The sequence below is a fragment of the Pirellulimonas nuda genome (assembly GCF_007750855.1).
Lineage (GTDB): Bacteria > Planctomycetota > Planctomycetia > Pirellulales > Lacipirellulaceae > Pirellulimonas > Pirellulimonas nuda.
In genome coordinates this window covers 1,763,499-1,781,872 of sequence record NZ_CP036291.1, presented here as the reverse complement: position 1 = coordinate 1,781,872, position 18,374 = coordinate 1,763,499, and the positions used below count along the sequence as shown (strand labels likewise).

General features: G+C 64.8%; 17 protein-coding genes. 3 read left to right on the top strand and 14 right to left on the bottom strand.

Annotated features, from left to right (window positions below; translation table 11 throughout):
• The first annotated feature begins 164 nt into the window (after positions 1-164).
• Together Pla175_RS07385 and waaF are read left to right on the top strand one after the other, a co-directional pair.
• A complete protein-coding gene (locus Pla175_RS07385) occupies positions 165-1,283 on the top strand; it encodes a glycosyltransferase family 4 protein (protein WP_145282695.1) in 1,119 nt (372 codons plus the stop codon).
• 36 nt (positions 1,284-1,319) lie between these two features.
• On the top strand, positions 1,320-2,363 hold the full coding sequence (gene waaF, locus Pla175_RS07380; RefSeq protein WP_145282693.1) for a lipopolysaccharide heptosyltransferase II: 1,044 nt from the start codon (positions 1,320-1,322) through the stop codon (positions 2,361-2,363).
• A 55-nt stretch (positions 2,364-2,418) separates the two neighbouring features.
• Here the strand turns inward: waaF and xylA are convergent, their stop codons facing one another.
• Entirely contained in the window at positions 2,419-3,729 is a 1,311-nt protein-coding gene (gene xylA / locus Pla175_RS07375; protein WP_145282691.1) for a xylose isomerase, read from the bottom strand.
• A gap of 173 nt (positions 3,730-3,902) precedes the next feature.
• On the opposite strand from xylA, the gene Pla175_RS07370 reads away from it, so the two are divergent.
• Positions 3,903-4,832 carry a peptidylprolyl isomerase gene (locus Pla175_RS07370; protein WP_145292011.1) on the top strand — a complete coding sequence of 310 codons (930 nt, stop codon included), beginning with the start codon at positions 3,903-3,905 and terminating at the stop codon, positions 4,830-4,832.
• Here the strand turns inward: Pla175_RS07370 and Pla175_RS07365 are convergent.
• The 13 genes from Pla175_RS07365 to Pla175_RS07310 all read right to left on the bottom strand — a co-directional run bounded on the left by Pla175_RS07365 (position 4,782) and on the right by Pla175_RS07310 (position 18,117).
• Positions 4,782-6,113: a glycosyltransferase family 4 protein gene (locus Pla175_RS07365; protein ID WP_145282689.1), complete on the bottom strand. Its 1,332-nt coding sequence runs from the start codon at positions 6,111-6,113 to the stop codon at positions 4,782-4,784. The genes Pla175_RS07370 and Pla175_RS07365 overlap by 51 nt on opposite strands.
• Before the next feature lie 10 nt (positions 6,114-6,123).
• A complete protein-coding gene (locus Pla175_RS07360) occupies positions 6,124-7,761 on the bottom strand; it encodes a sodium:solute symporter family protein (protein WP_145282686.1) in 1,638 nt (545 codons plus the stop codon).
• Positions 7,758-7,964: a DUF3311 domain-containing protein gene (locus Pla175_RS07355; RefSeq protein WP_145282683.1), complete on the bottom strand. Its 207-nt coding sequence runs from the start codon at positions 7,962-7,964 to the stop codon at positions 7,758-7,760. Before Pla175_RS07355 ends, Pla175_RS07360 begins: the two co-directional genes overlap by 4 nt.
• A 100-nt stretch (positions 7,965-8,064) precedes the next feature.
• Positions 8,065-9,357 carry an NAD(P)/FAD-dependent oxidoreductase gene (locus tag Pla175_RS07350; RefSeq protein ID WP_145282681.1) on the bottom strand — a complete coding sequence of 431 codons (1,293 nt, stop codon included), beginning with the start codon at positions 9,355-9,357 and terminating at the stop codon, positions 8,065-8,067.
• Positions 9,354-9,932 carry a hypothetical protein gene (locus Pla175_RS07345; protein ID WP_145282679.1) on the bottom strand — a complete coding sequence of 193 codons (579 nt, stop codon included), beginning with the start codon at positions 9,930-9,932 and terminating at the stop codon, positions 9,354-9,356. The genes Pla175_RS07350 and Pla175_RS07345 overlap by 4 nt, the downstream gene beginning before the upstream one ends.
• A 26-nt stretch (positions 9,933-9,958) precedes the next feature.
• Positions 9,959-10,741 carry a hypothetical protein gene (locus tag Pla175_RS07340; RefSeq protein ID WP_145282677.1) on the bottom strand — a complete coding sequence of 261 codons (783 nt, stop codon included), beginning with the start codon at positions 10,739-10,741 and terminating at the stop codon, positions 9,959-9,961.
• A gap of 266 nt (positions 10,742-11,007) precedes the next feature.
• On the bottom strand, positions 11,008-11,727 hold the full coding sequence (locus tag Pla175_RS07335; protein ID WP_145282675.1) for a response regulator transcription factor: 720 nt from the start codon (positions 11,725-11,727) through the stop codon (positions 11,008-11,010).
• Between the two features lie 168 nt (positions 11,728-11,895).
• The gene (locus tag Pla175_RS07330; protein WP_145282672.1) at positions 11,896-12,504 is read right to left on the bottom strand and encodes a response regulator transcription factor; all 609 of its coding nucleotides are present in this window, start codon (positions 12,502-12,504) and stop codon (positions 11,896-11,898) included.
• Positions 12,501-15,503, bottom strand: coding sequence for a PAS domain-containing protein (locus Pla175_RS07325; protein ID WP_145282670.1), 3,003 nt, complete (start codon positions 15,501-15,503; stop codon positions 12,501-12,503). The genes Pla175_RS07330 and Pla175_RS07325 overlap by 4 nt, the downstream gene beginning before the upstream one ends.
• Before the next feature lie 81 nt (positions 15,504-15,584).
• Entirely contained in the window at positions 15,585-16,262 is a 678-nt protein-coding gene (gene trmB, locus Pla175_RS07320; RefSeq protein WP_145282667.1) for a tRNA (guanosine(46)-N7)-methyltransferase TrmB, read from the bottom strand.
• 41 nt (positions 16,263-16,303) lie between these two features.
• Positions 16,304-16,825: a 3-hydroxyacyl-ACP dehydratase FabZ family protein gene (locus Pla175_RS07315; RefSeq protein WP_145282665.1), complete on the bottom strand. Its 522-nt coding sequence runs from the start codon at positions 16,823-16,825 to the stop codon at positions 16,304-16,306.
• A gap of 167 nt (positions 16,826-16,992) precedes the next feature.
• The gene (locus Pla175_RS27010; protein ID WP_391527854.1) at positions 16,993-17,091 is read right to left on the bottom strand and encodes a 50S ribosomal protein bL37; all 99 of its coding nucleotides are present in this window, start codon (positions 17,089-17,091) and stop codon (positions 16,993-16,995) included.
• Positions 17,092-17,178: 87 nt separating this feature from the next.
• The gene (locus Pla175_RS07310) at positions 17,179-18,117 is read right to left on the bottom strand and encodes a hypothetical protein (RefSeq protein ID WP_145282663.1); all 939 of its coding nucleotides are present in this window, start codon (positions 18,115-18,117) and stop codon (positions 17,179-17,181) included.
• Positions 18,118-18,374: the final 257 nt, after the last annotated feature.

Genomic DNA, 18,374 nt, shown 5'->3' with positions numbered 1-18,374 from the left:
CCGGCAGGGGCTAAAGGACAGGACTTCTACAGAGAGTGGAGCGGACCCGCTTGCGGCGGCGCGGCGCGAGGCTAGCGGCCCGACCCCTACGGAGCAAGAGAAATTGTGATCGCGGCGGCGTTCGTCTTGCCCGCTTCGCCGCGATCCAGTATCAGGCACGTCCTATGGCACGCATTGTGGTTGATCTCGAAAAACTACGCATCCTGGAGTGCGGGCTGGGGCAGTTCTGCCTGGAACTCGGCCGCGAGCTCGTTGCGCAGCGGGCGGACCAGGATGAACTGATTTTTCTTACCCCCCCCGGTTGCGAGGGGCTGGTCGCCGGCGCCAGCACGATGCCGGTCCGGCGGTGGCAGAAGAGCGACTACCATCAGCACGTCGGGCCCTGGCTGGCGCCGATCGTGCCGGGTCCACGGTACGACTTGTGGCACGTCACCAACCAGTGCTCCCGGTACGGGCCCTGGAACCCGCGGACGCCTGTGCTGCTTACGATCCACGACCTCAACTTCTTGCGCGAGAAGAGCAAACACTCCACGGGACGCCGGCTACGCGCGATGCAACGCCGGGTCGACCGTGCAACCCGCCTAACGACGATCTCTCGTTTTGTGGCCGACGAGGTGCGGCAGCACCTTGACCTGGGTGGAAAGCCGATTGAGGTGGTCTACAACGGGGCCGCAACCATCGGCGCCGACCCGGGCGACCAGCCGGCCATGCCCCCCGCCGGGCCGTTCCTGTTCTCGATCGGGAACTTCTCCGACAAGAAGAACTTCCACACGCTGGTCCCGCTGATCCGGCGGCTCCCCGAGTTTTCTTTGGTTCTGGCCGGCATCAACGACACCGAGTACGGGGGCTACGTGCGGCGGTTGGCCGATCGATTGGGCGTCGGAGACCGCGTGCAAACCCCTGGGGCTATCTCCGAGGGAGAGCGGCAGTGGTACTACCGCAACTGCACCGGATTCGTGTTCCCGTCGCTCACCGAAGGTTTCGGCCTGCCGCCGATCGAGGCGATGAGCGCCGGCAAGCCGGTGTTCCTCTCGACCCGGACGTCGCTCCCGGAAGTAGGCGGCGAGGTCGCGTTCTATTGGGATCAGTTCTCGCCGCGGGCGATGGCCCAAGTCGTTCGAGACGGTCTGGCAGCCGCGTCGAAGCCCGGTTTCGAAGCTCGGGTGCGCGCCCGGGCCGATCGCTTCTGCTGGAAGCGGGCCGCCGGGGACTACCTGCGCATCTACCGAGAGATGATCGGGGTCAAACACAACTTGCGCCCGCGTCAGCGTGCCGCGGCCTAAGCGTTCCCTCCAGAGTCAACAAGCGAAGGCGGCGCCGTGAGGATTGGAGTTTTTCTGCCGAACTGGATCGGCGACGCCGTGATGGCGACCCCGGCACTGCGCTCGCTGCGTGCGCTGGCCGGTCCGGGAGGCGAGCTGGTGGGCGTCGCCCGCCTCTACCTGCACGACGTTTACGCCGGCGCCCCCTGGTTCGATTCGCCGCTCATCGCCGACAACCCGAAGCAGCGTTCATCGGGCGTGGTGAAGAGGCTACGCGACGCGCGGCTCGATGCGGTGGTGCTCATGCCTAACTCTTTGCGCACCGCGTGGCTCGCTTGGCGTAGCGGCGTGCGCGAGCGGGTGGGGTACGCCCGCGACCTCCGCACGCCGCTGCTCACCACGGTGCTCCGCGAGCCGACCAAACGCGGCAAACGCTCGCCGCTGCCAACGCTCGACTCGTACCTGCTGCTGGCCTACGCGGCGGGTGGAGACTATCAGCCCCCCACGCTTGAGTTGGCGACCACCCCGGCGGATGAGCGCTCCGCAGATCAGGCGTGGCAAAAACTGGGCCTCCCAGCCGGCGAACGGGTGGTGGTGTTCAACACAGGCGGCGCCTTTGGCTCCGCTAAGAGCTGGCCCGCGGAACATTTTGCCGAGCTCGCCCGCCGCATCGCCGGCGAACTCGGGTTCTCCGTTGTGGTGAACTGCGGCCCGGCCGAGCGCGACGCGGCCCGCGACATTGTGGCCCGCGCCGGCACGAACGCCGTGGTTAGCCTGGCGGACCTGGACGTCCCGATCGGGCTGTCGAAGGCGGTTATCCGACGGTCGCGGATGCTGGTCACCACCGACAGCGGCCCGCGATTCTTCGGCGTTGCGTTCGGAAAGCCGGTGGTGACGCTGTTCGGGCCCACGAATCCCGAGTGGACCAAGACGCACTACGAGCAGGAAAGCACCTTGTCGCTCAGCCTAGCGTGCCAGCCCTGCTGGAAACGCACCTGCCCCCTGGGTCACCACCGCTGCATGCGCGACCTATCGGTCGACCGCGTGCTGGCCGCGGTCGCCGGCAAGCTGGCCACGCCAGCCACCCGCAACGCGGCGTAGCAATCCCCCCGGGCGAGCCGTCGTGGTCCCGAAAGCGCTCCGGCGGCTCGCCAGGCTACAGATACTCGTTGATCAGGTTCTCGATCCGCTCCTGCCGGCCGCTCTGATTGGCGGCGGCTTCACCGCGCTGGAGCATCAGCTTCTCCAGCGAAGCAAAGTCGTGCTTGCCCGCTTCGATCTCGGCGCCGAGCCCCGAGTCCCAACTGGCGTAGCGGTCGGCGACGATCTGCTCCAGCTTGCCGTCCGCGCGGATCGCCGCCGCGATCTTCAGCCCGCGGGCAAAGGCGTCCATCCCGCCGATGTGGGCGTAGAACAGGTCGATCGGCTCGAAGCTCTCGCGGCGCACCTTCGCGTCGAAGTTCACGCCGCCGGTCTTCAGGCCGCCGTACTTCAGGATGGAGTGCATGCACTGCGTGGTGAGGTAGATGTCGGTCGGAAACTGGTCTGTGTCCCAGCCCAACAGCAGGTCGCCCGTGTTGGCGTCGATGGACCCCAGGGCGCCCGCGGCCCCGGCCACCTCCAGCTCGTGCTGCATGGTGTGGCCGGCGAGCGTGGCGTGGTTGGTCTCCAGGTTCAGCTTGAAGTGGTCCAGAAGGTCAAACTGACGCAGGAAGTTTAGGCACGCCGCCGCGTCGGAGTCGTACTGATGCTTGGTGGGCTCCTTTGGCTTGGGCTCGATGTAGAACTGCCCCGTGAAGCCGATCGCCTTGGCGTAGTCGACCGCCATGTGGAGGAAGCGGGCCAGGTGCTCCTGCTCGCGCTTCAGGTCGGTGTTCCACAGGCACTGGTACCCTTCACGTCCCCCCCAGAAGGTGTAGCCCTCTCCGCCGAGTTCGTGCGTCACTTCCAGCGCCTTCTTCACCTGGGCGCCGGCGTACGCGAACGCCTCGGCGTTGGGGCTGGTTCCGGCGCCGTGCATGTAGCGGGGGTTGCTGAACAGGTTCGCCGTCCCCCACAGCAGCTTCACGCCGCTGCGTTGCTGTTCTTCCTTCAGCACCTTGACCACGGCGTCGAGGTTGGCGTGACTCTCCTTCAGCGAGGCGCCCTCGGGGGCGACGTCGCGGTCGTGGAACGCGTAGTAGGGGGCGCCGAGCTTCTCGAAGAACTCAAAAGCCACCCGCGCACGCTTCTGCGCGTTCTGCACGGAGTCCGTCCCGTCCTCCCACGGCCGCTGCATCGTGCCGGGCCCGAACGGGTCGGCGCCGGTCCCCCGGAACGTGTGCCAGTAGACCACGCTGAACCGAAGGTGCTCGGCCATCGTACGATCTTCAACCACCTCATCGGGGTTGTAGTAGCGGTACGCGAGCGGGTTGCGGCTGGAGGGGCCCTCAAAGCGGATTGGAGCGACTTCGGAGAAATAAGACATGGTTCGCAATTCGCCTAAGAAACGAGGGGTGGGATTGTCCGAATCGTGACGATCTTGGCCAGAACTTTGTTGAGTGGCAAGTTGTAGACGACTTTTCCAGCGGCAGTTAGGGTGGAGTCCAGGGGCAATCACAGGCCTTTCGGCTTGGAACAGCAGGAACCAGGGATTCGTAAATGGCGTTCTTCTCGACTGGCTGGCGGCTCTCGGCCATCTTCGCACTGACCTTGGCCGCGCAGGCCGGAGTCGGGCGGGCAAGCACGATCGTGCAGTTTCGGTCGGAGTTCGGCAACGTGAACGTACGTCTCTACGACACAGCCACGCCCCAGAGCGTCGCCAACTTCCTTAGCTATGTGAACCCCGGGTCCTACAAGGACGTTCTGATCCACCGCACAATGCCCGGCTTTGTGATGCAGGGGGGCCGCTGGCGATTCAACGGCACCGAGCAGGTAGAACCACAAAACTACCCGCAAATCACCCAACTGCCGCCGGTCCAGAACGAGCCGGGGATCTCAAATATCCGCGGAACGATCGCTTTTGCCAAGCTGGGCGGAGATCCAAACAGCGGCACCCGCGAGTGGTTCTTCAACCTGGCCGATAATTCCGGCGGCAGCCCGATGCTGGACACCCAAAACGGCGGCTTCACCGTCTTTGGGCGGGTGCTGGGGAACGGGATGTCGGTCATCGACACGATGGCCGCGGTGCCGACCTTCGGCTTTTCCGGCGCCTGGGACAACGGCCCCATGCGGAATTACACCGCCGAAGACTACAACGCCTTTGTGCCTGTCGATGGCGACAACGTGGTTCGGTTTACCAGCATCGTCGTGTTCCCGGTCAACCCGGGCGACTTCAATCTCGACGGGTTTGTCTCGCTACAAGACCTGGCGCTGTGGAAGGCCGATTTCGGATCTACAACGAAGGCCGAGGCCGATGCGAACGGCGACGGGATCGTCAACGCCGCGGACTACACCATCTGGCGTGACCGGTACGTAGGGGCGGGGGGCTCGATCGGAGCCATCGGCGTGCCCGAGCCCGCGACGCTAGGAACGATGCTGCTAGCCCTGGGCGCCGGCCTTGCCGTCTGTCGTGGCAGGCGGGCCGGTTAGCGTCTGATAGAGGCTCAACGTCTCCGCGGCCATGCGGTCGGCGTGGAACCGCTCGATCACCGCCCGCCGTCCGCGCTCGCCGTGCTCTTGGGCCGCCTCGCGTTGCAAGGCGAGGCTACGCAGCGTCTCGGCAAGGTGCGCCACGTCCCCCGCCCGAAACAGCACGCCCCCACCGGTGGCCGCAATGATCTCCGGAAAGCTGCCGTGGTCGGGCAGCACCACCGGCACGCCGCACGCCAGCGCTTCGAGCGCCGGCAGGCCCTTGGCTTCTTGGTAGACCGTGGGGATAGAGAACAGGTCGAGCGACTGCAAGAAGGCGATCTTCTCCACGCGGCTGAGCGTCCCTACGTAGCGGAACCGGCCAGCGAGCCGCCCCCGCTCGGCTGCTCGCTCTAGGTCCCGCAGGTACTGGCGGTCGCCCTTGCCCAGGTATCCGGCGGCGACCAGCTCGAATGCCGGCATCTGGGGGTCGGCCGCCATCTGCTCACAGGCCTCCACCAGTTGGTGCAACCCCTTGGCGTGGCACACGCGGGCCAGGTAGCCGATCCGCAGGGGCGCCCCCGGGCCGCGTGCGGGGGGGGCCTCCCCGTAGCCTTCGAGGTCGACCCCGTGCGGGACAACATGGATACGGGATCGCGGGACGGATAGGTACTGGGCCATCGTGTCGGCGTAGTACGCGTTGAGCGCGGTAAACGCATCGACTTCTGCGGCCCGCTCTCGCAGCAGCCCGCGCACCTCGTCGTAGTAGGGCTGCGGAAGCCCTTCGAGGAATAAGTCTTCACCGGAGAGCGCGCATACGATCGGGGGCCCGCACCGCTGTGAGATCCTCCGCGCCATCCCCAGCAGCATCGAGTTGGAGAGGTGGACGATGTCCGGCTTTACTTCCGCGAGCAGCCAGTCGACCAGTTCTTCTAGCTCTCGACGCTGCCCCCCAAGCTCTCCGCGCAGCATCGACACGGTCATCGGCCCCAACTGGGCGGGATCGACGCTGCCGGCGCCGCGGGTGGCCCAGCGCAGCACGCGGGGGGAGTCGAGGCCCCGAGTAAGCCAGCGCGGCAGCAGCCTGTACGCGGCAAACTGCTGCGCCAGGAAGACGTTCACGCCCCCAAAGAAGACCCGGCCGAGGCTGACGTTTTCTTCGTCCGTTTTTAGCGGCGTGTAGGTCGGGACCAGCGTCACCTGCTCGCCCATGCGTATCAGCGCCCGGGCGAGGGTGTTGTCGTGCAGGCAACTCCCACAGACCATGTCGGCGGCGCCGGCGGCGATGTAGGCGATCTGCATTGATTGCGTGCTAGGCTTTCGAAGGGAAATACTTCGCCAGCGTCGCGGGGTTCGGCTTTGGCGTGATCAGTGAAACCACGACCAGCGCCAACGAGGAAGCGATGATCATCGGGAGCACGGGCATCACCTCGTAAACCTCTCCGAAGATAGCCACCGGGATGCCGTAGTCTTCATCCGCGGCAAAGCCCGATTGCTGGAACAGGTAGAACCACACGCCGATAGCGGTCAGCACGCTGGCGTAGGCGCCGTACTTGGTGAGCCCGCGCCAGTAGACCGCCGCGAGGGCCAGCGGGAACAGGCTGCTGAACCCGCTAAAACACCACACGCCGAGCGTGAACACGCCCGGCGGATTGAACAGGCTGAAGAAGTAGGTGATCGCCACGATCGCGACGATGAAGCCGCGCGCAATCCACATGATCTGCCGATCAGAGAACCTGTTGCTCCCGCCGTAGTGGACCAAGATGTCGGTGGTGAACATGGTGCCCAGACAGAGGAACTGGCTGTCGAGGCTCGACATAATCGCCGCCAGTACGCCGGCCGTCAGCATGCCGGCAAGCAGGTCGCTCTCGGTCTGGTTCACCATAAACGCCAGCACCCGGTTGGGCGCCGCGGCCACAGGGGGCGGGACGTTCACGAGCGCTCCGGCGGCCCACACGCCGAGAAGCACACAGGGCGCCCAGACAATCAGGATAAAGATCGGGTGGAGCACAACTGACAGCTTGAAGCTGCCCGCGCTCTTCGCGGTGAGCCAGTGCTGGAACAGGTGGGGGAACATGCCTACCGATAACGGGATCAGCATGTAGGTAAGGAACTTCGATTGCGACATCCCTTCGCGGGTTTTCTTGACGTCGGGGATGCTGGCGCCCAGGTTCTGCAGGCTCTCCATCAGGCCGTCGCCGCCGCCGAATTTGCGCGCCAGCAGAACAAACATCACCACGCCCAGGATCATGAAGACGGAAGTCTGAAACGCGTTCGCCCAAGCCGTGCCGCGCATCCCCCCGAAGAACACGTAGAGGAGTACGACGCCACACACCAGCAGCGAAGCCAGATCCCGGGGCAGCCCGCCGCGAGAGCCGGTCTGCCCGGCAAAGCCGTCGCGTTCGCCCGATTCGTTCACCGCACCCTGCTCAAAGTAGGCGGGGAAAGTTCCCTCCGTAAACGTAGGCTGCTTGACCCCATCCACGTGGCTCGACTGTGTGACGACGTTGATAAACAGCCCCGCCGAGATCACGCCGATCAACAGGTACGGGATCACGAGTCCCACCAGCACCGGGAACAACACGAGGCCGAACTTGTCGCTATCGAGCCGGTCTCGGAAGAACTGGATCTGGGTGCGGTAGCCGTACTTGTGGCCGAACTGCCACAGCTTGACGCCCAGCACGAAGAAGCAGAGTGAGTGCACGATGCCGCTAGAAGAGGCGAGCATGCCGTACACGCCGACCCCGCGCGAGAACGCCTCGCCGGTAGAACCCACCAGCGCAAACGCCGTCATGGTGGTGCCGAACAGCGACAGCAGCAGCAGCACCGGGCCGATGGAGTGGCTCGCCAGCAGGTAGTCGCCGGACGTGCCGCGCGACAGTCGGCTGGCGAAGAATCCGAGCAGCAGCAGCAGGCCGAGGTAACCGAAGATGATCCAGAGCTGTATCACGACCGGTCCTCCGCTTCGAGGTCGGCCGGCCAGCAGTACTGAGTCGCTAGCCACCACGTGATGCCGGCGGCGAGCGAGATGCCCATGTGCCAGAGCAGCCCGATCGGCACGATGCCGAAGACCATGGTGGTGCTGTCCCAAAACCAAACGTCTTGGTGCAGGACGATGAGCGTCGCCACCAAGAACCAGACTACTGCCTGCATAGAAGCCGCCTCGTGAAGGGCCAGGTTTCTTTCCGCAAGGCAGCAGCTTAGCAAAAGCAACGGCGTCGGTGCGAGGCGCCAATCGCCCGCCCGGCGCACGTTAGCCAAAAGAAGGCGCCGAGTCTTCCGCGGCGTCGTCGTCGATTGCACCCTCGCCAGCAGTAGCGATCATCCTCTCGAGCCAGGGCTCGAGGTCTTCAAACATTTGCGGGACTTCCGGAGAAAACATCCGGCCGATCAGCAGGTCGGTGAGCGGCCCGCTGTGCTGGGGGTGCTCCATCACGAACTTGCCAACCCGGAATTCGCCCGAGTAGAAGGCGTGCACGAGCTTGCGGACCCACTTGGTGCCCGCCGTAAACTCGGGCGCCCAGGCGCCCAGGCGCTCGGCGGACAGGTCGTCGTGGCGTAGGGCGTCGATGACGGCATCGGCGGCCATGTCCGCGCTCTTGAGGGCGAAATAGACGCCGGAAGAGTAGACCGGATCGATGAAGCCCCACGCGTCGCCGACCAGCACCCAGCCGTCGCCGGCCGCTCGATCGGTGCTGTAAGAAAACTCCCTGGCTACGCGGAGGTCGGGCGCCGCCTCGGCGTTCTCGATCCACCGACGAACGCTGTCGCACTTGGCCACTTCTGCGTCGAAGGCTTGTTCGGCGGTTAATCCACCCTTGAGCAGGTAGTCGCTATCGGCGACCACGCCCACGCTCACGGTATCGTTTGCCTGGGGGATGTACCAAAACCACGCACGCTTGTCGTTGGTGTGCGCGATGATCGTCTTGACGCCCCCCCCCGATTCGTCCCGCTCTGCGCCGCGGTAGTGCCGCCAGATCGCCGCTTTTTTTAGTTTGGGGTCGACCCGTTTGAGGCCCAGCTTGTTGGCGATCAGCGACTGCTGACCCGAAGCGTCAACCACCACCTTGCACGCCACGCTTCTGTCGCCACCGCTGGCCTTGAGCTTGACCCCTACCGCCCGGTCACCCTCGAACGCGACCGCGGTCACGCGCGCCTGCTCAACGCACTCGGCGCCGAGTTCTCGGGCATGCTCGAAGAGCATCTGGTCAAACTCTGCCCGGTCTACGTGCCACGTCTCGCTGCAGTCGCGTGGGTCGTGGTTGCGGAAAAAGAAGGGCTGCGATTCGCGCCCCGTATGGTTGACGAACTGCACGCCGACCTTCCGGCTGTAGGCGCTCTTGTTCAGCTTGGAGAGCACGCCCAATCGCTCGAAAACCCAGTACGACTCCGGCATCAACGACTCGCCCACATGCGGCCGTGGGTGTTGGTCTCGCTCGAGCAGCAGCACCGAGTGGCCTGCTTGCGCCACGCGGGCGGCGGCGGTCGCGCCGGCTGGCCCCCCGCCGACAACGACGCAATCGTATTGATCTCGCTGAGGAGTCATTCAAGAGCTGAGATTTTGGGCGAAACGATTTCCAGCAGCGCCACGGCGGGGCGGCCGTCCACCAGGATTCTAGCCGAGCGGCCGAAAATCGGCGATGCTGCGCCTAGCCGCTCCAGGAGGATCGGCCCCGGATCGATCCGCCAAAACGCCAGGACTTCGACTTCACGCAGCAGGCCGTTGCGTATCAAGATTCGCCCCAGGGGCGCCGATTGGCGTTCGATGTCGGCCCTCGCCTTGGCGGGAAGCCCGTCGAGATCGATCCGCATCAATCCGAACTGCACCGGCGTCCCGCTCCGCTGCAGGGTGAGCACGCTGGCGCGCGAGTACCAGTCGTCGCCCCGGCGTTCCTCCACGGCCTGCACGTCCACCAGCGAGTCGTAGTGGGCCTCCAGCGTGACGGTCATGTGGTCGTCGTGCGCCAGCAGCGCGCCGTACGCCGGCGGGAGCTCGGACGCCGCTACCGGTGTGAAGCACCCAAGCCGATAGATGTCCGAGAAGAAGAGCGAGGCAAGCTCTTCGAAGAAGCCCTGAGCGGCAGCGGACGACTCACGCGTTAGCTCGGTCGGCCCAGGCATCGACGTCGTTGCTCCGAGGGACCGGATCAGACCGCGGCTTCGGGCCAGCATCCGTCTGGTTGAATCGAGGCGAGCAGCGCGTCTACTCCACGCTGAACGGCTTGCGTGCGGCGGAGCCCCGCCGAGGTCAGCAGCATCACCACCAGCGCCGTTTCCGAGAGCGAGTTGGCGAAGACGCCCGTCGGCGACTGTTGGCTGGTCAATCGGGTGAGAAGCCGAGGTTCGACCGATCTGCCCACCGTCCTGCGGACCGACGCCAGATGGGAGGACATACGCCACCGCGCCAGCGCGGCTGCGATCACCGCCGGACGCTGCGCGACTCCGGCGCCGCTTGCTCCGCGGATCGTCCGCCAGAGCCATCCCCGGGAAACGTGCGACCAGGGAGTAAGACCGACAGCAGCGCAGGCGCCGATCAAAGGATACGCACGCGCCTCATGGCGCCCCATCCGCTTCAGCAGATTCGGGCCGTGCGTCAGCCCGCGCAGGAAGCCGTCCGCCCGCGATTCAAGGTCGGCGTAACAGGCGGGCACGCCGGTAAGCTGAATCGCGATCCGAGCGAACAAGGTCGCCTCGACCGTCGACCCCGATCCCGGCTCCCCCCAGCCGCCGTCCGCGTTCTGCCGCTCCGCCAGCCAGTGCAGGCTCCCGACGATCACTTCGCTGAGGTCGCCCTGGTAGGCGAAGTCGTTGAGTTCGCCAAACGCGTCGCCGGCCAAGCACATGCCGTGTCGCTCGGCGAGCACCAGCGCCGCGACCGCGGCCGCGGTCGGACCGGGGCAACCAGGGGAGGCGTCGTGTTGCCGTTCCAATCTCGAAGCAGCAGCCCAATCGCTTAGTGCGGCAAGTGCCATACAAAATGCTCGGGGACTCGTGTACGCCTGGGCTTGGGGGCCCGTGGCGTTCTCAATAACCGACCGCGTGAGTCTATTTGCAGCGCTGCGACGTGTCGAGAACCTAAGCAAGGATTGCTTGCTCGAATGCGCGCAACTCGCTTGGTGGAAGCGTTTTAGCGGATCCCAGCCGAGACATGCGGATTTCCGCTCCAGCAGCTAGACAGCCCGCATACGAGCGGTGGCTAGCACACGTCGACCAGTCCCGCGGCGATGCTCAGCCGCACGAGCTCGGCCACGGATCCGACGTCGGTAGACTGGTAGATGCGGCTCCTGCGGGCCTCAACCGTACGCACACAAACCCCCAGCTTGCCGGCGATCTGCTTGTTGGGCATTCCCTCCAGCACCATCTCCAGCACCTGCCGCTCGCTCGGCGAAAGCCTGTCGATCTTCGCCTGGGCGGAAGAACGGATCGTCTCACTGGCCAACCGCTGGGAGTCGGTGTGGAGCGCTTCCACGACGGCCTGCCGCAGCGACGAGTCGCTGGGAGGCTTGTCGAGCACGGTGATCGCCCCATTCCGCATGGCGCGCACCGCAAGCTGTGTGGTTGCGAATCCGGTCACCAGCACCGACGGCAACTCCCGTCCTTGCACCTGCAGCATCGACAACAGCTCTGTCCCGGACATCCCAGGAAGGCGTTCGTCTACCACAAGGCAGGCGGGGCGTTGGTCGTCGAAAGAGTCTAGAAACTCCTCCGCCGACTCTACCGGACGAACATCGTCTGCCAGATCCGCGAGGGTAGCCGCCAACCCGTTACGGGTTTCTGGGTTGTCCTCCAGAATCCAAAGTACGCCCCCAACCGGCTTCTTTGATCCGCCTTTTGAATACAAATTATCACCCCTTGCGCGTCGAGTACGTGGTTCAACACAGACCGCTAGGCGGATTGCCTCCTCTCTTTCATTCATGCCCTAACGATACGAGACCCGCGTGCTTGCAGTTAGTGGAGTTTGAGCGCCGATTGATGTGGATTTCCGAGCGGCGAGTGCGCTGTTCCACAGAAGGCCGGATCGGCCGATCGGTTATCCGCACGCCGAGGCGATCCGAGTACCCGATCTCTGCTTCACGTCCCATTTTCAGACCCCGGCTTCGACGACCATCCTGACAAGCTTGGCGACCGAATCGGCCTGCATTTTGGTGAAGATCGCTTGGCGGCGGACCTCAACCGTGCGGACGCTGACGTCGAGCCGGTTGGCGATCACCTTGTTGGCTTCCCCCGCTAACATCAGGTCGAGCACTTCCTTTTCCGACGGGGTGAGTAGGTCCAACTTTTCGCGGACCTCACGCCGCTGCGAGTCGGCACGCCACTGTTGGGCGTCCTGAGCGAGCGCCGCCCGGATGGCGTCCCACAACTCCAGGTTCTTGCACGGTTTTTCGAGCAGTGTGATCGCGCCGTTCTTGATCGCTCTGACAGTGACCGCGGTTTCTGCGTAACCGGTCAGCACCACCGACGCGAGCTGGTAGCCGCGGCGTTGCAGCTCCTCCTGAAGCTCCAGCCCGCTCATCCGCAGCATACGCACGTCGGTCACCAAACAAGCGGGGCGGTGACCACGATAAGCCTCCAGCATCGCCTCACCGGAATCGAACCCGTGGGCCTCGACCCCCATTTCCCGCACCAAACCGACAACCGCCTCGCGCGACGCCGCGTCGTCATCGACCACATAGACCACGTCGTGAGCGTTCATTCCGGGCCTCGCCGATTCTCGGGGATCAAGAGACTAAAGGTCATTCCGTGTGCTGGATTGAGCTCGGCCGCAATCGTCCAGCCGTGCCGGTCTGCGATCGCCTTGCAGAGTGACAGCCCGATACCCATCCCGCTGGCTTTCGTGGTGAAGAATGGATCAAACAATTTGCCGATTTCTAGCGGCTCTTCGGGGCCCGGGCCGTTGTCTTGCACCGCGACGGTCGCAAACCCATCCCGCAAATCTGTGCTCACGATAACACGGCGCTCGCGGTCGTGCTGGTTGGCGGTTGCGTCGTAGGCGTTCTGAATCAGGTTGATCACCACCTGCTGCAATTGTACGCGGTCGATCCGGAGCTGCGGCTCGGAAACGTCGAGGCGAAAGTCCGTCGCGATACCCTTGTCCGAGGCGACGAAGGCCAGTTGTTCCCCGGCCTCGCGGACGGCCGCGTTCAGGTCGGTCGGCTCGAGCGTCGACGCGGTTGGCCGGGTCAACGAACGCATTTTTCGCAGGATGTCGCCGGCCCGGTCGACTTGTTCGGCGACCTTGTCCGCAAGGTCCATCGCGCGCGTTCTGGAATCGGGTCGATCGGACTCGAGCGTCCGCTTCAGGGTCTCGGTAAAGGTAGCCGCTGCGTGCAACGGTTGGTTCACTTCGTGGGTGATGCCCGCCACGGTGACCCCCATCGTGGCGGCGCGCGACAGGCGTGCGACCCGCCCTTCTAGCTCGCTCCGCCGGCGTTCTTCGACGATTTCTTGGGAGATGTCCCGGTCGAGCCCGACCATCCGCTGTGGCTGCCCCTGGTCGTCCCATTCTACAATGCGGCCCGTGCTGTCGAACCATACGTATTCGCCCGATGCGCCGCGTAGCCGATACCTGACCTCAAGCATCTCGGACGCCCCCGAGAGGTGTCGGTCGAGCTCTGCGTTGAACCGGGGAGCGTCTTCGGGGTGGACGAGCGCCCGCCACGAGTGGGAGCCCCACACGTTGCCCCGCTCAGAGTGCCCGAGGCTCCGCAACCAATGATCGCTTAGGTAGACCTCGCCCTTAGCAATGTTCCAGTCGTAGAGCCCCTCCTCAACCGCATCGATCGTGATGCGTAGCCTCTCTTCGCTCTGCTGGATGGCTCGGTCGGCGTCGGCTCGCTCCAGCACCCCCACGATCACGGCGCCGGCGACACGCAGCAGGTCGATGGATTCGTCGGGCCACAGCGTGCTGGTCTGGGTATTGGCGACGCACAGCGAGCCGCAAACCCGTCCCGCGGCGAACAACGGGATATGCAGGAAAGACCGCACGCCGAACCATTCGTACAAGCGGCGAACGCCGTCGGCAGCGGGGGGCAGCTCGCGCAGGTCCGGGGACTGCACAATCCGGCCGGAGCGGAGCTGATCGAGCAGCCAGTTCTGGTCTTCGGTGGGAACATTCAAGAGCAGCCGAGCCGTGTCTTCGGGAGACGCGCCCCGCCGCCAAACATGCGTTTGACTTACGGTGGCGCCGTCGTCGGAGAAGCGTTGGATAAACGCCCCCTCGGCGCCCAGGAACCCAGCGACTTGTCCGATGGCGTCGCTCACGGTCGCGTCCAGATCGGACCCCGACGCCTCCAAGAACCGAGCCGACATGGATCCGAGCATCCGCTCGAACTCCAACCGCTTCCTCAGGTTCTCTCTGGCGTGCTTCTGCTTGGTGATATCGCGGCCGACGGATTGGTATTCGCAGACCCTGCCCGACCCGTCTACCAGGGCGCGGTCTACCCACTGCATCCAAGCCGTCTCGCCGTTGGGGCGGACCACCCGCCGTTCGTCGAACGACACGGGGCGGTCGGCGGTGAGCGCGGACAGCTTCCGGTCTACTGCCTCACGGTCTTCGGGCAGGACGCGCTCCAACAGGGTTTCGCTCAGCAACTGCTGGGCCGACGCGTCGAAGTACCGGCAGGCGGCCTCGTTCACGAACGTCTGCGATCGGTCCGGAAGCCAGCGGACGACCAGGTCGGTCTGGTCGTTGACGATGGATCGGTACCGGTACTCGCTGACCCGCAGCGCCGTTTCTACTCGCTGGCGTTCGATCGCGCTGGCCAACACTTCGGCGAGCACCCGCAGCAGCGCAACCTCGTTGGCGGTCCACTCCCGAGCGGCCGTGAGCGTCGAGAAGCCCAGCATGCCCCGCAGCTCGGCGCCGTAGATCAGAGGCACGTAGGTGGCGGACTTCACCCCGATGCGCCAATACATCTCGCGCAGCGCCTTGGCTTCGTCGGGCATCTGAGCCGTGTCGGGGACCGAGATGATTTGTCCGCGCCGCAGCGTCTCGATCCCCCAACTGTGGTCCGTCAGGGGCAGGTGCTGCATCGTCGCCTTGATCGAAGGGACCCCGTCCGCGACCCACTCGTGCGTCAGGCCTGCCTCGTTGACCGTGTCGTCAAAGGTGTAGAGGAAGCACCGATCAACCCCGGTAAACACGCCGATCTCTTGCAACGCGTGCTGAAGCCCGACCTCAATCTGATCGCCGGGCAGGTTGATGAACCTCGTCGCCAGCGCGATGAGAAGGTCTTCGAAGCGGTGATGGAAGCGAAGCTCTGCGCTGCGCTCGATAGCGCGCGTCCGCAGCTCTTCATTGGCTCGGCGAAGCCCCTCGACAGAGGCGTTGCCCTGGGTCGCGTCGCCCCAGATGGCCAGCAAGATCTCGTGGCCATCCACTCGGGTGAGGCTCACGGTGACGTCGACGTCGCTTGTCTGGCCGTCGCACCGTGTGAGGGATGCTCGGAAGTGGCACTCCCCGGTCTTGGCGGCGGCTAAGATCCGAGCCTCGATCGGGGGCTCGCCGCCCCGCGGCGACGCCTTCGAGTCGCAGAGCCGGCTCGGCATGCGGGCCCTGAGTTGCTCTGGGCTGCCGGCGCCCAACAGCCTGGCGGCGCCTCGGTTGCCGAAGACGATCTCAGCGGTCCGCACGTCGTGCAGCAGCACCGCGACATCGATCGAGTCGAACGAACCGGGAGCGATCTGCATCATGGACGCCGCGGAGGCGTACGGGGCTGAGTCGCCCTTCGCGTCTGCGGCCCTAGGCGTCGAAAAGAGGGCAACTCTTTAATCTTAGGTCGATGTGGCCCCGCCCGTCACCCTCGGGGCGTCGTTTCTTGCAAACTTCGCTCGGTAGACCGGCAGCTCGGCGAGCCGCGTGCGTCGTTCGAAGTGGGTCCGGTAGTCGAGGTGGTGCTCTGCGGGGCTCTCCGGCACGGCGCCGGTCGGCTCCAACTGTGGATACTGGGCAAGCAGCGTCATCGATTCGAGGAAGTACTCCTCGACATCCGTCCAGAAGTGCAGCTCCCCACCGGGGCGGAGCGTGCGTACGACGTCCGTCAACAGGCGATCGTTCATAACACGCCGTTTCCGGTGCCGCTTCTTCCACCACGGATCGGGAAAGTAGACATGAACCGCCGCTAGAGCCCCATCCGGCACGTACCGGTTCATCAGCAGCAGGGCGTCCCCGTGCACGGCCACGCCGTTCGTGCGGCCGCGGCGGGCGAGCCGGGCGGCGCAGCTCCTGGCGTACTTGGCGGCGACTTCCACGCCCAGGAAGTTGTGATCGGGGCGGTCGGCCGTGGCGGTTTCGAGGAAGAGCCCCTTGCCGCTCCCTACCTCAACCTCGAGAGGCCGAAGCTGATCGAACGCGTCGTCGGGACGCCAGTCCTCTTGCAGCGTCTCTAATTCCAGCAGATGCCGGGACAGGTCGATCGCTGGATCAATTTTTCGAAGCGCTCGGCGACCCATGGCTCTCAGTCAGCGGTGCTGCGTTGCGATGAGCGCAGCGATCAAACAGTGGGGTTCTCACGACGCAGGACCTCAGCGGGGATCGGGATGCCAAGCATCTGCCCCTCGCACACCAACTGGTTCTCAACGAAACACTGGAACCTGCAACGCACCAACGCGCTGGGGCGGACTTGCAACCGCTGCGCCACGATCACCAGCCGGGAACCCGGGTGGACCATGCCGCGGAACCGGACGGAGTCGAGCCCGCCGAATCCGATCACGCTGCTTTCCATGAGCCGATGGCGGACCACATGGAAGCTGCACAGTTGAGCCGCGGCCTCACACATCATGACGCCCGGCATCAGCGGCGCTGAGGGCATGTGGCCCCGCACCCAGAACTCGGCGTCGGTGATGTCCTTGTAGCCGGCGATCACCCCTTGGTCGGGGTCGTCTAGAACGACCGCCGTGAGCTGCTCCATCTCGAACCGCTGCTGGTTGCAGCTACGGATCGCGTCGATGTCTGCGACCACCGTGGTGAGGTCGAGCGACGCGGGATCGAGGATAAGGTCTTTGGTGCGCGCCACTACAGAGCATCCCCCCACGTAGAGCTGGATCGCCGTCGAACCTGCGTTTGAAGCCCGTATGCGACGGAGGCTGGCTCCGACGGAGGCCTACCTTCATCAGAGGCCGTCATCTCAGAGGTCCTAACCTCGAAGGCGCCCTCATCTCAAGGGCGACCTAACCTCACGGGCTAGGTGCGTACCTTGTGGCGACGGCTCTTGCGAGGGCGGCTGCAGGCGGGGCGGGCGCCGTGGTTCGCTTTCTTTACTTTTCTACCGGGCTTTGCCATCCGAGTACGTCCAATTGCGTGGTGATACGTGTCGAGCCCTGTAGCCTACCAAATCGGCAATTCCGTCGCCAGACCTGGAAGCGCCGTTCACTTGGTCAGGTCCCACGCCGTGAGCCACTCCACAGAAACGGGCCGCAGCTTGTGCTCTTCCCGCAGGCGCTGATCCATATCCTCCAGGTGACCGGCGCCGTAGAAAACGCCGAGACGCGTCTTCCCCTCGGCGATTTCCCGCTTCATGACCTGTAGCGCTATACGGTTGCGTTCGGTGATCAAGGTCGACCCCTGCTCTCCCCCTAACGCCGAGAGCATCGAGCCCATCTCGCAAAGCTGTTTGGCCATCGCGATCTTCAGCTTGTTGGCCCGGTTCTGCGAGAACAATGCCATCAGGATGTCGGCGTCGGCTGATTTTCCCTCGACCGCCATCTTGCTCTGAGCTGCGATCCCGGAGCCAAGCATCTTGAAGTAGAGCTGCAAAAACCCTTCGCCCCGATCGGTCATCGACTTCTGAAAGTCGTCGGGCGACATGTCGGCGTGGACAAAATTCGGCTTCGTGTAGTCGACCCGCTCGAGCTGGTGCTCGAGCTCCAGGATCCCCTTCATCCCGTTCTGCAGGGCGCCAACGGCGCTGCCGTTGGACGTGCCCCGGCCCGGTTGGACCACGGTCCCTTCCGGGGCCACCAGCTCGTAAAGCAAGGCGTCGTACTGGCCGAAGCGACGGTTGAGCGCGCGGTAGTAGGCCAGGTCCCCTACGTGGATCGCCCCGATCAAGTCGACTTCGACCGAGGCGTCGGCGTTTTGATAGCGGACGATCGCCGTTTGCAGGCCCAGCGGGCGCCCCTTCGGATCGGTCGCCAATCGCACCCAGGAGTCTCCGGGCAACTGCTCCGCAGCGGGCGGCTTGCCGGCTTGGCCGGCGGGCTGGGCATCCGGGGCTTCTTTCGCCAAGGCCTGCGCCGCGGCCAACGCGGCCGCCCAGGCAAGGACTTGGACCCTGGGAGACGCGATCAAACGGAGCAAAAGACGCATTTTGGAAGCCGGGGAGAGGGGCAGCTACGGACGACCTGGGGGCCGCGCCGGAGATAAAACCATACGGTTTTTTCGACAGATTGGCAATTTGTTAGGGTTTTTCTCCCTTGACCCGGGCAAAAAACGTGTCGACAGCTTGAAATGCGGCCGCATCGACTCTAATCTTCTTATTGTCAGCGGTAGCGCTCGACGCCCGGCTCCCGCAGGTCTCTGCCCCACCTGCGGGGGCTTTTTTTCTGCGCGGCTGTAGATCGAGC

Excerpts from the sequence above, each read along its gene's own strand:
- Pla175_RS07330 (WP_145282672.1), bottom strand. The coding sequence starts at position 12,504 with ATGAACGCTCACGACGTGGTCTATGTGGTCGATGACGACGCGGCGTCG.
- Pla175_RS07370 (WP_145292011.1), top strand. The coding sequence starts at position 3,903 with ATGGCGTTCTTCTCGACTGGCTGGCGGCTCTCGGCCATCTTCGCACTG.
- Pla175_RS07310 (WP_145282663.1), bottom strand. The coding sequence starts at position 18,117 with ATGCGTCTTTTGCTCCGTTTGATCGCGTCTCCCAGGGTCCAAGTCCTT.
- Pla175_RS07335 (WP_145282675.1), bottom strand. The coding sequence starts at position 11,727 with ATGAATGAAAGAGAGGAGGCAATCCGCCTAGCGGTCTGTGTTGAACCA.
- Pla175_RS07365 (WP_145282689.1), bottom strand. The coding sequence starts at position 6,113 with ATGCAGATCGCCTACATCGCCGCCGGCGCCGCCGACATGGTCTGTGGG.
- Pla175_RS07385 (WP_145282695.1), top strand. The coding sequence starts at position 165 with ATGGCACGCATTGTGGTTGATCTCGAAAAACTACGCATCCTGGAGTGC.
- Pla175_RS27010 (WP_391527854.1), bottom strand. The coding sequence starts at position 17,091 with ATGGCAAAGCCCGGTAGAAAAGTAAAGAAAGCGAACCACGGCGCCCGC.
- Pla175_RS07355 (WP_145282683.1), bottom strand. The coding sequence starts at position 7,964 with ATGCAGGCAGTAGTCTGGTTCTTGGTGGCGACGCTCATCGTCCTGCAC.
- Pla175_RS07325 (WP_145282670.1), bottom strand. The coding sequence starts at position 15,503 with ATGATGCAGATCGCTCCCGGTTCGTTCGACTCGATCGATGTCGCGGTG.
- xylA (WP_145282691.1), bottom strand. The coding sequence starts at position 3,729 with ATGTCTTATTTCTCCGAAGTCGCTCCAATCCGCTTTGAGGGCCCCTCC.
- Pla175_RS07345 (WP_145282679.1), bottom strand. The coding sequence starts at position 9,932 with ATGCCTGGGCCGACCGAGCTAACGCGTGAGTCGTCCGCTGCCGCTCAG.
- trmB (WP_145282667.1), bottom strand. The coding sequence starts at position 16,262 with ATGGGTCGCCGAGCGCTTCGAAAAATTGATCCAGCGATCGACCTGTCC.
- Pla175_RS07350 (WP_145282681.1), bottom strand. The coding sequence starts at position 9,357 with ATGACTCCTCAGCGAGATCAATACGATTGCGTCGTTGTCGGCGGGGGG.